This is a genomic window from Bacillus mojavensis (genome assembly GCF_012648005.1).
Lineage (GTDB): Bacteria > Bacillota > Bacilli > Bacillales > Bacillaceae > Bacillus > Bacillus mojavensis.
The window spans coordinates 894,403-909,777 of the sequence record NZ_CP051464.1; the positions used below are offsets into that span (position 1 = coordinate 894,403).

Sequence of the window (15,375 nt, forward strand, 5' to 3'; positions counted from 1 at the left end):
GCATACAGCATGACCAGCATGCATGAGGGTACAACCATTGGCTATGTCAAACTCACAATCCGCAGTCTGGAGCGTTCCCTTCAGTTCTATTGCAATGTGATCGGCTTTCAAGTCTTGAAAAAGACGGACCGCCGAGCTGAATTAACAGCTGACGGATTACGCCCCCTCCTTATTCTTGAAGAAAATCCAAGCGCTGTCGTCTTGCCTGAACGCACGGTAACGGGCCTGTATCACTTTGCGATTCTGCTTCCCAACAGAAAGGAACTTGGTATCGCACTCGCCCGCTTGATTGAAAACGGGATTGCCCTCGGACAAGGAGACCACGCCGTCAGCGAGGCGCTCTATCTCTCTGATCCTGACGGAAACGGAATTGAAATGTACGCTGACCGCCCCCGAAGCACTTGGCAGCGGGATCGTGAAGGAAACTATGTCATGACGACAACCGCTGTCGACATCGAGAGCCTTTTGGAAGAGGCCGGAGAAGAGCGGAAAACAACACTTCCAAACGGTACGGTCATCGGGCACATTCATCTGCATGTCAGCGATCTGAAAGAAGCAAAAGCGTTTTACACAGATGTGCTTGGCTTTGACATTGTCGGTGACTATGCGGGCATGTCTGCTCTCTTCGTTTCAGCCGGTGGCTACCACCACCATATCGGTTTAAACATTTGGGCGGGAAGAAACGCGCCGCCTAAACCGGCAAATGCCAGCGGACTAGACTATTACACTGTTGTCCTGCCTCATCAAGAGGAACTCAAACGTGTGGCGGACCGAGTCAAAAACGCTGGATATTCGATTGAAGAAACGGAAGATCATTTTCATGTGAAAGACCCTGTCTCCGGAGCGCTTATCAAATTTGTGATTTGACTGTCATCCCTTTGCCGTAAATAACGGCAGGGGGATTTTTTATTTTTGTCCGCCTTGTTATGGTAAGAGAACCAACCTGTAAGGGGGCGTTAGACATGGAACTGAACCATCTTGTAACGGGCTCAATCGCTTTAAATAGAGCAAAATGATGCTTTATTTAACACCTATTATTCGGGAGCGATGAATTCGAATAAATAAGTGACAGCGCCGCATTTGACATAGAGTTCATATGAGGTTTTTTAATTCCGGTATTTATCTTCCAGAAACACCTGTAAAAAATAACAAGAGGCAGGTATGATAAGAAAGGAATTGCTTATAGGAGTGATGAGCGTGAAGGCTCTTTTATTTACAAGAATTTTCACCTTAATGGTGAGCTGTTCGATGTATCTGCCCCTCGTAAAGAATGATAATTGGTTTGAATATCTATTTATAGCGTTAGGAGCTGCCGTGTATGCAGCCAATCATTTTCTGCTGAAAATAGAGAAGTATGACGTCTGGTTTTGTCTGATTGATATTACGGTCGGCTTTTCGTTTGGATTCATGTTTCCCGGCACTGGTTTGTTCATTATTATGCTATGTCCGGTAGCTGTCGCATTTTTTCTGCGCGGGTTCAATAGAAAAATGGCATGGTCTGTGTTATGTCTTTGCTCCATTTTGTTTTCAATTGTCCTCATTCGTACATATCTATTAGTCGGCAATGAATACGTCATGGATCATATCACCAGCATGACATTTGTGGTGTTCTGCGGGGTGGTCGGTAAATTAATCGGCAAACTTTTTGAAGCACAAGAAACGGCAAAACAGCAGTTTCAGGAACTGACGGATTCGCATCGGGCGCTGTCAGCCGCACACCAGGAGCTGCATTTATATGCGAAGCAGGTCGAAGAACTCACCGCCATTCACGAGCGGAACAGAATGGCACGGGACATCCATGATACAGTGGGGCACAAAATGACGGCGCTTCTTGTCCAGCTGCAGCTTCTGCGTGAATGGCAAAAAAGAGACAGCCGAAAAGCGGAAGAGACAGTCGGGGTATGTGAAACGCTTGCCCGTGAAGCGCTTGATGATATCCGCTTATCAGTACGCACCCTGCAAACGGAGAGCGATCCCTCATTCATTGAATCGCTGAAACAGCTGACAGAAGACTTTTACAAAAATGCGGGCGTCACATCCGAACTGACGGTCAGCGGCGACCCTGCGCTGGTCCCGCTGTCTCTGCACCCAACTGTGATCAGAACAGTGCAGGAGGCGCTGACCAATGCCAAACGGCACGGCGGCGCCACAGCCTGTTCAATCCAGCTTGCCTGCACAACGGACAGCATCAGCCTTGTTATGAAGGATGACGGAAAAGGAAATCCCGAGGCGTCACTCGGCTTTGGCCTTTTGAATATGAAAAAGCGGGCAGCGGAGCACGGCGGATCGATCCGCTTTGAAAGTGAAATGGATCAAGGATTTACTGTAATCGCCGAATTTTCTTTGGCCAATAAAAAATGGAGCTTTGGGCCCGCGCAGCAAAAGGAGAGTTTATCATGATTAAGATCATCATTACCGACGATCAGGATATCATCAGGGAAGGGCTGGCATCCCTGCTTCAGCTTCGAGAAGAACTCGATGTCATCGCCACAGCGCGAAACGGACAGGAAGCCTTTGAAAAAACGAAAGAGCTGGAACCGGATATCGTATTAATGGACATTCGCATGCCGGTTTCCAACGGGGTGGAGGGAACAAAATTGATCACCAGCTCGCTAACGGGCGTAAAGGTGCTGATGCTGACAACCTTCAAAGATTCAGAGCTGATTGCTGAAGCGCTTGAAGAAGGGGCAAGCGGGTACCTGTTAAAGGACATGTCAGCCGATACAATTGTGAAAGCGGTCATGACTGTTCAATCAGGCGGAATGGTGCTCCCGCCGGAACTCACAGCCCAAATGCTGAATGAATGGAAACGGGAAAAACAGCTGAAGGGAACGGAAGAGAAAGAAAAACCGAAGGAGCTGCACGACTTAACCGAGCGCGAAATGGAAGTGCTGGCTCAGCTCGGGTACGGGCTGAACAATAAAGAAATTGCTAAAAAACTGTATATTACAGAAGGCACAGTGAAAAATCACGTGTCAAACATTATCAGCAAACTGTCAGTCAGAGACAGAACCCAAGCCGCCATTTATTCCGTCAGACATGGCGTATCTGTCTTTTGATAGATGACGTTTGGCATATGCGTTACCTTGAAAAGGCCTGCCGCAGGCCTTTTTTTTATGCCTGATGTTCTATCCGGCGCCACATGTTTTACACTCTCATCTCTTCTACAATGGCAATGGGATAAAAAAAGGAGTGAAACGGCGTGCTTCAAGCAGAAAATATCAAAAAGGCATACGGAAAAAAAACAATTGTCAAAGGAATCTCTTTTTCTTTGAAAAAGGGTGAGTCGTTCGGACTGCTCGGACCGAACGGAGCGGGGAAGTCCACAACCATTTCTATGATTTCCGGACTTGTGCCGCTTGACGGAGGGGAGATTACAGTCGGCGGGTATGTTATCGGCAAAGACACGAACAAAGCCAAACAAACAATCGGCATTGTCCCGCAGGAAATCGCCCTGTACCCGACACTGACGGCTCAAGAAAATCTCGTATTCTGGGGGAAAATGTATGGACTCACGCATGGAGAGGCCAAAAAGAGATCAGCAGAAGTCCTTGAGTATGTCGGACTGACTGAGCGTGCTAAAGAGAAAATCGAAACCTTCTCAGGCGGAATGAAACGGAGAATCAATATCGGCGCCGCCCTTATGCATAAGCCTGAGCTGCTAATCATGGATGAACCGACCGTCGGCATCGACCCCCAATCGAGAAATCATATTTTAGAAACAGTCAAACAGCTCAACGAAACAGGCATGACTGTGATCTATACGAGTCACTACATGGAAGAGGTCGAGTATTTATGCGACCGGATCGGCATTATTGATCAGGGAGAAATGATTGCGATCGGCACAAAAAACGACTTGTGCAGCCGTCTTGGAGGAGACACGATCATCCAGATGACTGTCAGCGGGGCAGATGAAGGATTTCTTTCAGCTATCCGCTCGCTTGCCCATGTGAATGATGTAACAGTGAATGAATCAGAGCTCAAAATTGAGGTTGCTGCGGCGCACCATGAGAAAGTAGTCACCAGCCTGCTCACGGAAGCCGCTGCCCATCAAATGAATCTCCTGTCTCTTCAGGTTCAGGAGCCAAATCTGGAACGGCTGTTTCTGAATCTGACAGGCCGCACATTGCGGGATTAGGAGGGGCGGCGATGAAAAAAGCAATATGGATCGCATGGAAAGATGTCAAAATCAGAATCACGGACAAAAAAGGGTTTATGATGCTTATCCTAATGCCGCTGATCTTAACAGCCATATTAGGGGCCGCTCTTGGATCAATCCTTGGCGGAGGCAGCGAGATTGATGAAATCAAAGTCGGCTATGTCCAGTCTGATCAGTCAGGCGCGTCGAGGATGTTTAAAACAGATGTACTTGAAAAAATGAAGATGATCAAGGTCACAGAAGCCGGCAGTGAAAAGGAAATGAAAAAGCTGCTGGCGGAAAAGAAAATTGATGTCGGAATTGCCATCCCGGCACATTGGGGATCCGGCAAGAAACCGGCCGCTGTCTATGCTGGCACTGATCAGGAATTAAAAGGCTCTATCATAGAAACGGCTGCAGTGTCTTTTATAGATCAATACAAGGCGGTCCGAGAAGCGTCATCCGCCTCAATGGAATATGTCACCAAGACGGAAGCTGTAAAACGAGGAAAGCTCAATCCTTCCCTCATTGCAGAAAACCTTGCAAAGACGCTTGAAAAAGAAGCGGGTGCCAGGCTTGCTGTTACAGAGAAATCAGTCGGTACAAAAGAAGTTACCAGTTTTCAATACTATTCGGCGGCAATGCTATGCATGTTTATGCTGTTTCATATGACGGTCGGCGCGAAATCATTTTTGCTGGAAAAGGAAACGGAAACCCTTGCCAGACTGCTGATGACGCCTGCACAAAAATACGCCATTCTCTTCGGGAAGTGGCTCGGAACCTATTTGTTTGCCATTATACAATTTTTCATTTTTCTTATTGTAACCATCAATGTGTTTGATGTGGACTGGGGAGACAATCTCTTGTTCGTGAGTGTGCTAGGGCTGTCTTACGCAGCAGCTGTATCCGGCATTTCAATGCTTCTTGCATCATGCCTCAGCGATATGAAGTCAGCGGATGTTTTAGGCGGTTTTGGGATACAGGTGCTTGCCGTTCTCGGCGGTTCGATGCTTCCGCTTTATCAATTTCCGGATTTCCTGCAGTCTGTTTCAAAGGCGGTGCCAAATCGATGGGCGCTCGAAGGCTTTCTTTCCTTAATGGAGGGGGGAGGCTGGGCTGAACTTCAAACGCCGGTCCTTCTTTTTGCGGCAATCGGCCTTTGTTCACTGGCTGTTGGCATCAGAAGACTTCACACAAGATAAGGAGGTAAAACACGGTGAAAAAAATCATAGCCATTTGTGGCGTTGAGCTTTCTCTCATTTTCAAGAAGCCGCAGAACTATTTGATGATGTTCGCTGCCCCGCTGCTGCTGACCTTGGTATTCGGCGGTCTGCTCGGCGGAAATGATGATAAGGTGCGGCTTGCGATCGTCGATCAGGATGATACGCTTCTTTCGCAGCATTATATCCGGGAGCTCAAGCAACTTGATGATATGTATACCTTTCAAACGATGTCTAAAAGCAAAGCTTCAGAAAAACTGAAACAAAAGAAAATTGCCGGAGTCATCACCCTTTCCCGCACTTTCCAAGAGAAGCTTGAAAAAGGCGAGAAGCCGGAGCTGGTCTTCAGCCACGGTCCAGAACTAACAGGAGCGCCCGTTGCTAAACAGTATGCCGAAAGCAAGCTGGCAAAGCTCAACATTCAGGTAACCGCGGCAAAAACGGCGGCCGAGGCGGCGGGGGAGAGCTGGAAGTCGGCTTATAAAACGGTAATCGCCAAAGATCATAGAGATAGCGCTCCAGCTGTAAAACGGGAATCTCTCAATGATAAAAAAGAAGGCAAGGGCGTAAGTGACACAGCTTCACGAGCTGCAGGCTTTTCCATTCTGTTTGTAATGCTGACAATGATGGGGGCAGCGGGCACGATATTAGAAGCGCGAAAAAGCGGTGTTTGGCAGAGACTGCTCACAGCGTCTGTCAGCCGCGCGGAAATTGGAGCGGGGTATGTGCTGTCGTTCTTTGTGATTGGCTGGATTCAATTTGGAATGCTGCTTCTCGCATCCCATTGGCTGTTCGGAATCAGCTGGGGCAATCCGGCTGCGCTGATCGTGTTAGTATCCTTTTTTCTGTTTGCAGTCGTGGGTATCGGGCTGATGATTGCTGCCCATGTCAGAACACCAGAACAGCAGCTTGCTTTCGGCAACTTGTTCGTTATTGCGACGTGTATGGTAAGCGGAATGTATTGGCCGATAGAAATTGAGCCGAAGCTGATGCAGTCCATTGCTGACTTTCTCCCGCAAAAGTGGGCGATGAGCGGACTGACTGAAATCATCGCTAACGGGGCAACCATCACGGATATACTCGGCATTTGCGGCATCTTGTTTGCTTTTGCAGCTGTCACCTTCACAGCGGGGCTGAAAGCGCTCCGAACGTAAAAGCATCCGCCTCCGGGCAGATGCTTTTTATCATTATATCTTGTTTTCTGTCAGGTTCAGTCTTTGTTCCAGATGTTGTTTGACGGACGGCCAGTCACTTTCGATCATTTAAGGCCGCTCCTGGGTATCCTCTTGTATCATGGCTGAAATATGCTCCAGCCAAGAAACGTAGGTTTTCTCCCGCTCCAGCGCTTTCGTCAGCACAAGGTAGTGGCCGAAATCCGGTGAAGAAAACGAAATCGGCTCTGCTGATGCCATTAGCTTTTCATAGCTCCTTTGCAGGTCAGCGAGCTTCTCCTTGCGCTTCAGCAGCTGGTCTGTAAACAAGTCGGCTGCCTCTTGGCGTGACAGAGAAGAAATGAAATAAGCCTTTAGCATAAATTCGTCCTTCACTGTTTCCGGAATAGGATGGTGGCGGGTCAGCCACGCGTGCAGCTCCTGTTTTCCGCTGTCAGTCAAGGTATACATTTTTTTCTCAAGTTTTGTGCCCTGAATCGTTGTCCGGAATGTGATAAAACCTTCATCTGTCAGCTTTTTGAGCTCAGGATAAATCTGGCTGTGCTTGGCGCTCCAAAACTGGCCGAGCTCCGCTTTGAAATAACTTGTAATATCATACCCGCTCAATTCGCCTTTTCGTAAAAGCCCTAATATGGCGTATTTTAATACTCTCATGCTGTCCTCCGTGTCTATGGCTGTTTTTGCAAAACAGAAGTTTTTTAAATGCCTTGCCGCAAATCGTTCTTTTCTCTTATACCAGGAAAACAAAATTGAATTCCTTCTTGAAACTTGTCCTATATCAAATAGTCATTGCCATCTCATGTCTAGCTTTCATCTGTTCCCTATATTATAGGAAAGGGAGGCTGGGAACACAACCGCATGTCTCCTACGCTTATTGTCCTTTCAAGTTGCTATCGAGTGTATGAATCAAGTGTACTGCAGACAACTGCCATCGACAGGTTTATGCTTATTTCAAAATAATAGAGAAATTGAAGATTCTGATAAGTTTATATTTACCAAGTTTAAATTTAATTGTATAATCATTCTGGTAAATACATAATTGAGGAGAAACGGAAAATGAAAAGATTACTTATTGCATCATCTATTTGTCTATCATTGATTTTGTCTATTCTAGCCGCTCCGCCTTCAAGTGCAAAAGCGGAAACAGCACATAACCCTGTTGTTCTTGTTCATGGGATTAGCGGCGCGTCATACAATTTTTTTGCTATTAAAAATTACTTAATCTCTCAAGGCTGGCAAAGCAATAAACTATATGCGATTGATTTTTATGATAAGACAGGGAATAACCTAAATAACGGGCCGCAGCTTGCAGCATATATTGATCGTGTTTTAAAAGAAACAGGAGCAAAAAAAGTAGATATTGTGGCTCATAGCATGGGAGGAGCCAATACTCTATACTATATAAAATACTTAGGCGGGGGCAATAAGATTCAAAATGTTGTCACGCTTGGAGGAGCTAATGGTTTAGTGTCATCTGTTGCGCTGCCTGGTACAGATCCTAATCAAAAGATTCTCTATACATCAATCTACAGTCTAAATGATGAAATTGTCATCAATAGCTTGTCTCGATTACAAGGAGCCAGAAACATCCAGCTTTATGGCATCGGCCATATTGGCTTGCTTTCTAATAGCCAAGTCAACGCCTATATCAAAGAAGGATTAAATGGCGGGGGACTAAATACGAACTGATGCCTCAGGGTATGCGCTAGATTAAACCTGCTGTTCATGACAGCAGGTTTTTTGTTTTCTGATAGATTGAGGAATTCAGATCCTAGAGTAAGCGGTTATTCAGCTTCTATATTCCAGCTCAACCACTTCTTTACTGAAGCTTTTCGCTATTGCGGGAGCCCCACCGCCTTCAGGACAAATTGTCCCTTCCGTAACGCCAGCTTTTTTGGCGATTTCACTCGGGAATGCTGAAATCGAATTGGATTATTATCAAAAGGTGAATAGGACACTGTTCCAGCGCGTCAAGCATAGCAGCCCGGCTGTACGGGACAAATGGCTGAGGGCGGTATACCAAAAAGTTATAGGTTTTTATGGGTCTTATCTTTCATGCATTGCTGAAAGATAAGAAATCAGGCACTTTTTTCAATTGAAGCAGGTGTGTTATGGTACAACCATCGATTTCTAAAAATTTGAAATAAAGGAGCGCTGTTATGCAAATTAAAGAAATTTTTGTGATCCGCTGCATTTCGTGCTTAAGTGTCGTTCTGCTCCATATCATTTCAATGGTTCTGATGCTTCAGGCGGAAGCACTTGCCGATATTTCTCACACGGTTGATTCTTTGCGCACACTCCTGATGTTCAGCACGCCTGCTTTCATTTTCATCTCTGAGTTTTTGCTGGCGCGTTCTTATCCTGATGGGGTGCCGGAGGGGTTTTTGAAGAAGAGAGGAAAAGTGATTTTTATTCCGTTTTTGTTTATCGCAGCCATAGATGCCTTGCTGATGACCAGTGCAATGGGGGGAAAGCTGACATTTCTGGCGTTTGTTCAGAAATATCTGGAAAACGTATTTTTAGGAAACTTTATCGGATATTTCATTCTTGTCATCTTCCAATTTTACATCCTGCACATGCTCTTTCATGAGTATTTGAAAAAAGCATCGCCCAAATGGGTGCTGTCTGTCTCGTTTGTGGTGACAGCCGCTTATTTGGGCTATTTCTCAGCAGTCAGTCCGGCTCCCGCTTCTGAACAAGGCGGTTCCTTTCCGTTTTTCTGGGTTCCGTTTGCAGGCTGGCTTTTCTACTTTTGTCTCGCTTATTACTGCGGAAAAGAGTACAAGCAGTTTTTAGCGCTGCTGAATCAATACCGCTGGGTGATATACAGTGCTGCGATCGGATCCGCCGCGTTGGTTGTGGCTGTTTCTTATTTCGGAGAGGTCGGCATGATCAGCTCAAAGCGGCCTGACATCATGCTTTATTCAACAAGTATGATTTTCCTGTGCTTTCACCTGTTTTCTAACATAAAGCACGTGCCGAAAATCATTATGTTTATCAGTAACTACTCCTTTTCGATTTATCTGCTGCACGCCTATTTTATGATCATTGGCTATGTGTTGCTGTTGAATATGCCGGACATTCCCGCTGTGCCGGCCGTTTTCTTGATGTTTGCCGTCTGCACAGCGGGCCCGATCCTGACATCCTGGACACTGAACAAGTTTAAATATGGATATTTGTTTGTAGGGAAAATCTATCAGCCGAAGAAGCGAAAAGTAAAAATGGAAGTGCGAGACCACGCAGGCTGAAACATCGCGGCAGGAGAAACGTTCCTGCCTTTTTTTTACGCAAATATATACATGATAGAACAACTATTAAACCATTTCCTTTAAAATAAAAGTGAATTTAATATATGCCAATGATTCAGGATTATTAGATGCCTGTTTATTGAAAGGAGACCAAACCATGTCAACAGCCAATCTAAGCTATCCGATAGGAGAGTACAAACTTAGGAAATTCATATCAAACGAGCAGAAAGAAGAATGGATTCAAGTGCTGGAGGAAGTGCCGGCTAAGCTGAAGCAAGCTGTTGAGGGGATGACAGACAGCCAGCTTGATACACCGTACCGAGACGGCGGATGGACCGTCCGGCAAGTTGTACATCATCTGGCTGACAGTCATATGAATGGCTATATCCGTTTTAAATTAACCTTGACAGAAGAGACACCGGCTATCCGTCCGTATGATGAAAAAGCATGGTCGGAGCTTGAAGACTCCAAAACAGCGGAGCCGAGCGGTTCACTCGCGCTTTTGCAGGAGCTTCACGGAAGATGGACAGCTCTTCTTCGCACTCTGACAGATCAGCAATTTCAGCGCGGATTTTACCATCCCGATACAAAAGAGGTCATTACCCTAGAGAACGCGCTCGGGCTGTATGTCTGGCACTCCCATCACCATATCGCTCATATTACGGAGCTTTCCAAACGGATGGGGTGGTCTTAACGCTTTTGCCGGCGGAAAGCCGGAAGACTGATTGCTGCAACCACCAGCAGTGAAATCACGGCCGCCGCCGCATATAAATGATCATAGTCGCTGGCAACACTTGCATGAATGGCATCGCTTATCGCAGTTTTGACTTCAGGCACAGGTATGCGTTCGATCTGTTCTTGTAAAGAAGAAACATCTGAACTGTCGATCTCGGGAATCATCTGCATATCCTTCCCTGACTGTCCGCTGTCCGATAAGCGGCTGCTGATTTCATCACCGATTTGGTCAAACCCTGCTGTAATAAAACCTGCATAAAGAGTAGGCGCCAATGTCAGCCCGATTTGCCTTACCAATGATAGCGTGCCAAGCGCCGTGCCCTTATTCGTTTTCGCTGCCTCTGATACAAGGACGTTCAGCGGCGCGCCTAACAGAAAGCCAAAACCAATCCCAGCTACCACACTTGCGATCACAAACTCCCATTTCTCCGTCACCCAAAGCGGAAATAAAGCAAATCCCGCACATGAAATGATTCCTGAAAGCACAACAGTTTTCACCGGTCCTTTTTTGTCGGTGAGCGCTCCGCCAAGCCAAGCGCCGATTCCGGAAGCTAAGGCGAGAGGTGTCATCCAATAGCCGGCTTTTGCGGCAGGAACGCCTAAATATTGCTCAACATAGGACGGAATAAAAATAACCGCTGCCAACAGGCCCCCGGATAATAAACCGATGATAAGCGTTCGCTGAAACAGGTGATTCCGAAGTAAAGAATACGCTAGAATGGGATCGCCCCCGCGCATTTCCATCCGCTTCTCAAACCATACGAGCGCCGCAAAACAGAAAATACCAATTAGAATAAATCCATAAACCTCAGGATCTCCCAGGCTTTTAAAGAGATTTGTTCCGTCAAGGTTTGTCATGCCGTACATTACAGCCAAAATTGACAAGGACAGAAGAAAAATTCCGGCCGTGTCGAGACGTTTGGCCTCCGGGGCTTTGGTTTCCACAATAAAAAATGCACCGAAAACAACCAGCAGCACCGCAATCGGCAGGTTAATCAAAAACAGCCAATGCCACGATCCGGTCCAATCAAGCAGAAAGCTTCCGACATTGGGTCCTAGCACAGCAGCCATCCCGTTCATCGCCCCTAGCAAGCCAAGGGCCTTCCCTTGCTTTTTCTTTGGAAGCGTAGCAAGGACGTGAGAACTTCCGATGATGAAAATCCCGCCGCCTCCAAGCGCCTGAATCAGCCGTGAGATAAGAAAAAGCGGAAAGTTTTGGCTCAAGGCGACAAGCAAAGAACCAAGCCCGAAAAGGCCGACTTCAATAAGAAACAGCTTTTTTCTGCCGTAGCGATCGGAAAGCTTTCCGACGATCGGCACACTGACGCTGAGTCCGAGCGTATAAAGCGTAATGCCCCACGAACCCCAAGACGGGGAAACAGCAAATGATTCGTTTATCGTGGTCAGCGCAGCGGAGATGATCCCATTATCCAACGCAGCCATAAATACCCCGATGGTAAACAGGCTGATCGCCCACTTTTGGCTTTTTTGATCTGCCAATGCCTTTGGCATACTCATCAACTCCTTTTAATTCACTTGAAATATATTATTCATTTAAAATGAACTAAATGTCAAATGAAAAAAGTCTGCCTCCGCAGTTTGCGGGAGGACAGACTTCGCCTGACATTATTCTTTTTTTGCCTGCTCCAGCGCTCTGGAAAGAATAGAAAGCCCTTTGGAAACAGCTTGCTTTTCATCAGGAGACAGTATTTCCAAGGAACGCTTCAATTTCATATGGCCCTTTTGATAAAGCCCGCGAAAAATATTTTTCGCATCCTCCGTTAAATGGACAACCACTGAACGGCGGTCCTCTTCAGAGTGTGATCGTTTAACAAAGCCAGATTTCTCAAGGCGGTCTAGCAGCCCGGTTGTATTTGACAGGGAAGCTCCCATTTTCTCTGCAATATCACTGACCTTCAGCGTTCCGTGATTGTTTAAAAGCATCAGCACTTTCATTTGCGGCATGCTCATATCCAGCTTCATCCACTCAGACACATCACCGAGCCCGGCAGATGTTAAGACTTTCATATAAAGCACCCAAATTTCACGTTCCTCAGATGAAAGAATATTTTCGTTTAATACTGTTGTATCATGTAAGTTATATTCCATTTGATCACTTCCTCATCATTCGCTCCTCTTACCATATTACTCGATTTTAACTGCTGAAAGAAAGTCAGCATAAACCGCAGATGGGACTTTGTCCGAAAAATAGCGGTAGTGTATAATGAGTTGGAGATTATTGGGGAAAGAAATATCGAACTGTATATGATTGGAGAGACCATTGCTGATTAAAAAGAATGCTTTATCAATTTTAAAAATCGTTTTTCCTGTTGCTGTTTTACTATTTGTGTTTTATCAGTCGAAAAAAGAATTGACAAACCTGTCATTCAAACGAACGCTTATGGTGATCAACGGGCTGGAGCGGACCGACTTATTCATTCTTGTGCTCATCGGCCTGCTTGCTGTTGCGGCCATGTCACTATATGATTACGTTCTTAAATATTCGCTGCGCCTTTCGATCACAAACGGAAAGGTGTTCAGGGTATCCTGGATTGCTAATTCATTTAATAATGTCCTTGGCTTCGGAGGGTTAGCCGGAGTCGGGTTAAGAATGATGTTTTATAAGGAGCATACAAAAGACCATAAAGCGCTGGTGAAAGGAATTGCCTGGCTTACATCCTCGATGCTGCTCGGCCTTTCAGTTTTCAGCATTTTCGTTATCGCAAGATTGCTGCCCGTGGATGAAGTCATCAATGAAAAACCATGGCTGTGGGCGGTTGTTATCGGCTTCGCGCTGATTGTGCCGATCTCTTTGGCGGCGGCTATACGAAAAGGCCGCAAAGCAGAGGATGAAGAGGGCGGAGACATAGTGAAAAATCCGATTTTCGCTTATATGGGCGCTTCCATAGCAGAATGGCTTATGGCTGGAATCGTAATCTATCTGTCTCTGCTCGCTATGGGAATTCATGCTGACATCAGGTATGTGTTCGGGGTATTTGTGATTGCGGCAATCGGAGGCATGATCAGTCTTGTTCCAGGCGGCTTCGGCTCGTTTGACCTTTTGTTTTTGCTCGGAATGGAGCAGCTGGGCTACCATCAGGAAGCCATTGTGACGTCGATTGTGCTGTACCGGCTCGTCTATTCATTTATCCCGTTCGTTTTGGGGCTGTTCTTTGCTGCCGGCGACCTGACCGAAAGTACGATGAAACGGCTTGAAACGAACCCGCGAATTGCACCGGCAATCGAAACGACAAACGTTCTGCTTGTCGTACAGCGGGCCATGTTAGTGAGGATTTTGCAGGGATCGCTTTCACTCATTGTGTTCGTAGGCGGTCTCATTGTCCTTGCGTCGGTGTCACTGCCGATTGATCGGCTGACAGTCATTCCGCACATTCCGCATCCGGTCCTTTTGCTGTTCAATGGGCTGTCCTTAAGCTCAGCGCTCATTTTGCTGATATTGCCGATCGAGCTTTATAAACGGACAAAACGGTCCTATACAATGGCGGTTACAGCGCTTGTCGGCGGGTTTGTTTTCAGCTTTTTAAAAGGTCTTAATATCAGTGCTATATTCATATTGCCGATTATCATCGTTTTGCTTGTGCTGTTGAAAAAACAATTTGTCAGAGAACAGGCTTCCTATACGCTCGGGCAAATGATTTTCGCTGCGGCTCTGTTTACTGTGGCGCTGTTTAACTATAACCTTATCGCAAGCTTCATCTGGGATCGGATGAAGAAGGTGCTGCGCCACGAATATTTCGTCCACAGCACTTCTCATATTACACATGCGACCATTATGGCAGTCATCGCCGTTCCGCTGTTCTTCTTTATCTTTACAGTGGTGTATCATAAGAAAACCAAACCAATTGGGGAAAAAGCTGATCCAGAACGTCTTGCTGAGTTTTTGAATGATAAAGGCGGCAACGCGCTCAGCCATCTCGGCTTTCTGGGGGATAAGCGGTTTTATTTCTCAAGCGACGGCAATGCATTGCTTCTGTTTGGAAAAATCGCAAGACGTCTGGTCGTGCTTGGCGATCCGTCCGGCCAAAAGGAATCGTTCCCCCTTGTGCTCGAAGAATTTCTGAACGAAGCACATCAAAAGGGCTTCAGTGTTCTGTTCTATCAAATCGAACGAGAGGACATGGCGCTGTACCATGATTTTGGGTATAACTTTTTTAAACTTGGCGAGGAAGCCTATGTGGACTTAAACACGTTTACCATATCAGGGAAGAAAAAAGCCGGTCTGCGGGCGATCAATAACCGGTTTGAACGGGAGGAATATACCTTCCATGTTGACCATCCTCCATTTTCGGAAGCCTTTTTAGAAGAGCTCAAACAAATCTCAGATGAATGGCTCGGCTCGAAAAAGGAGAAGGGCTTTTCACTCGGGTTCTTTGATCCGTCATATTTACAGAGAGCACCGATCGCTTATATGAAAAATGCTGAAGGGGACATTGTGGCTTTCGCAAATATCATGCCGATGTATCAGGAAGGCGAAATCTCGGTCGATCTGATGCGCTATCGCAGCGACGCCCCGAACGGTATTATGGATGCATTGTTCATCCGCATGTTTTTATGGGCGAAGGAGGAGGGATGCACGTCATTTAACATGGGTATGGCGCCTTTGGCCAATGTCGGCACAACCTTTACATCCTTCTGGTCAGAACGCTTCGCGGCTGTCATTTTTAATAATGTTCGGTATATGTACAGCTTCAGCGGGCTCAGGGCATTTAAAGAAAAATACAAACCCGAATGGCGCGGAAAATACTTGGCGTATCGGAAAAACAGATCTCTTTCTGTCACCATGTTCCTCGTCACGCGTCTGATCGGCAAAAGCAAAAAAGACTCCGTCTAAACAGACGGAG

General features: G+C 46.3%; 13 protein-coding genes and 1 pseudogene. 10 read left to right on the forward strand and 4 right to left on the reverse strand.

Features of this window, described 5'->3' with window-relative positions; genetic code table 11:
• The first annotated feature begins 9 nt into the window (after window positions 1-9).
• From catE to lnrN, 6 genes are all read left to right on the forward strand, one after another.
• Window positions 10-867 (forward strand): catechol 2,3-dioxygenase, encoded by an 858-nt coding sequence (gene catE / locus HC660_RS04520; protein WP_168747228.1) that lies wholly within the window; start codon window positions 10-12, stop codon window positions 865-867.
• Window positions 868-1,197: 330 nt separating this feature from the next.
• Window positions 1,198-2,400 (forward strand): two-component system sensor histidine kinase LnrJ, encoded by a 1,203-nt coding sequence (locus HC660_RS04525; RefSeq protein ID WP_168747229.1) that lies wholly within the window; start codon window positions 1,198-1,200, stop codon window positions 2,398-2,400.
• The gene (locus tag HC660_RS04530; RefSeq protein ID WP_168747230.1) at window positions 2,397-3,059 is read left to right on the forward strand and encodes a response regulator; all 663 of its coding nucleotides are present in this window, start codon (window positions 2,397-2,399) and stop codon (window positions 3,057-3,059) included. Before HC660_RS04525 ends, HC660_RS04530 begins: the two co-directional genes overlap by 4 nt.
• A gap of 143 nt (window positions 3,060-3,202) precedes the next feature.
• Complete coding sequence (locus tag HC660_RS04535) at window positions 3,203-4,138, forward strand: ABC transporter ATP-binding protein (RefSeq protein WP_168747231.1); 936 nt, start codon at window positions 3,203-3,205, stop codon at window positions 4,136-4,138.
• An 11-nt stretch (window positions 4,139-4,149) separates the two neighbouring features.
• Entirely contained in the window at window positions 4,150-5,340 is a 1,191-nt protein-coding gene (gene lnrM, locus HC660_RS04540) for a linearmycin resistance permease LnrM (RefSeq protein ID WP_168747232.1), read from the forward strand.
• Window positions 5,341-5,354: 14 nt separating this feature from the next.
• Window positions 5,355-6,512 carry a linearmycin resistance permease LnrN gene (gene lnrN, locus HC660_RS04545; RefSeq protein WP_168747233.1) on the forward strand — a complete coding sequence of 386 codons (1,158 nt, stop codon included), beginning with the start codon at window positions 5,355-5,357 and terminating at the stop codon, window positions 6,510-6,512.
• A gap of 108 nt (window positions 6,513-6,620) precedes the next feature.
• Here lnrN and HC660_RS04550 read toward each other — a convergent pair whose 3' ends face one another.
• Complete coding sequence (locus HC660_RS04550; RefSeq protein ID WP_168747234.1) at window positions 6,621-7,184, reverse strand: transcriptional regulator PadR; 564 nt, start codon at window positions 7,182-7,184, stop codon at window positions 6,621-6,623.
• Window positions 7,185-7,586: 402 nt separating this feature from the next.
• Between HC660_RS04550 and HC660_RS04555 the strand changes: the two genes are divergently transcribed.
• On the forward strand, window positions 7,587-8,219 hold the full coding sequence (locus HC660_RS04555) for an esterase EstB (protein WP_029441297.1): 633 nt from the start codon (window positions 7,587-7,589) through the stop codon (window positions 8,217-8,219).
• Between the two features lie 108 nt (window positions 8,220-8,327).
• Here HC660_RS04555 and HC660_RS21345 read toward each other — a convergent pair.
• Window positions 8,328-8,438: pseudogene (locus HC660_RS21345) on the reverse strand (TetR/AcrR family transcriptional regulator); the annotation flags it as partial.
• A 251-nt stretch (window positions 8,439-8,689) separates the two neighbouring features.
• On the opposite strand from HC660_RS21345, the gene HC660_RS04560 reads away from it, so the two are divergent.
• The gene (locus HC660_RS04560; protein WP_168747235.1) at window positions 8,690-9,778 is read left to right on the forward strand and encodes an acyltransferase family protein; all 1,089 of its coding nucleotides are present in this window, start codon (window positions 8,690-8,692) and stop codon (window positions 9,776-9,778) included.
• Window positions 9,779-9,935: 157 nt separating this feature from the next.
• Complete coding sequence (bstA, locus tag HC660_RS04565; RefSeq protein ID WP_029441296.1) at window positions 9,936-10,472, forward strand: bacillithiol transferase BstA; 537 nt, start codon at window positions 9,936-9,938, stop codon at window positions 10,470-10,472.
• Here bstA and HC660_RS04570 read toward each other — a convergent pair.
• Both HC660_RS04570 and HC660_RS04575 read right to left on the reverse strand, forming a co-directional pair.
• Window positions 10,469-12,025, reverse strand: a complete 1,557-nt coding sequence (locus HC660_RS04570; protein ID WP_168747236.1) for an MFS transporter — start codon at window positions 12,023-12,025, stop codon at window positions 10,469-10,471. The genes bstA and HC660_RS04570 overlap by 4 nt on opposite strands.
• 114 nt (window positions 12,026-12,139) lie before the next feature.
• A complete protein-coding gene (locus HC660_RS04575; RefSeq protein WP_168747237.1) occupies window positions 12,140-12,622 on the reverse strand; it encodes a MarR family transcriptional regulator in 483 nt (160 codons plus the stop codon).
• Between the two features lie 172 nt (window positions 12,623-12,794).
• Here HC660_RS04575 and mprF point away from each other — a divergent pair, with 172 nt between their 5' ends.
• Window positions 12,795-15,365: a bifunctional lysylphosphatidylglycerol flippase/synthetase MprF gene (gene mprF / locus HC660_RS04580; RefSeq protein WP_168747238.1), complete on the forward strand. Its 2,571-nt coding sequence runs from the start codon at window positions 12,795-12,797 to the stop codon at window positions 15,363-15,365.
• Window positions 15,366-15,375: the final 10 nt, after the last annotated feature.

Bases quoted from the DNA above. Each gene is read 5' to 3' on its own strand.
- catE (WP_168747228.1), top strand. From the start codon at position 10: ATGACCAGCATGCATGAGGGTACAACCATTGGCTATGTCAAACTCACA.
- HC660_RS04530 (WP_168747230.1), top strand. From the start codon at position 2,397: ATGATTAAGATCATCATTACCGACGATCAGGATATCATCAGGGAAGGG.
- lnrM (WP_168747232.1), top strand. From the start codon at position 4,150: ATGAAAAAAGCAATATGGATCGCATGGAAAGATGTCAAAATCAGAATC.
- HC660_RS04550 (WP_168747234.1), bottom strand. From the start codon at position 7,184: ATGAGAGTATTAAAATACGCCATATTAGGGCTTTTACGAAAAGGCGAA.
- HC660_RS04555 (WP_029441297.1), top strand. From the start codon at position 7,587: ATGAAAAGATTACTTATTGCATCATCTATTTGTCTATCATTGATTTTG.
- HC660_RS04560 (WP_168747235.1), top strand. From the start codon at position 8,690: ATGCAAATTAAAGAAATTTTTGTGATCCGCTGCATTTCGTGCTTAAGT.
- bstA (WP_029441296.1), top strand. From the start codon at position 9,936: ATGTCAACAGCCAATCTAAGCTATCCGATAGGAGAGTACAAACTTAGG.
- HC660_RS04570 (WP_168747236.1), bottom strand. From the start codon at position 12,025: ATGCCAAAGGCATTGGCAGATCAAAAAAGCCAAAAGTGGGCGATCAGC.
- HC660_RS04575 (WP_168747237.1), bottom strand. From the start codon at position 12,622: ATGGAATATAACTTACATGATACAACAGTATTAAACGAAAATATTCTT.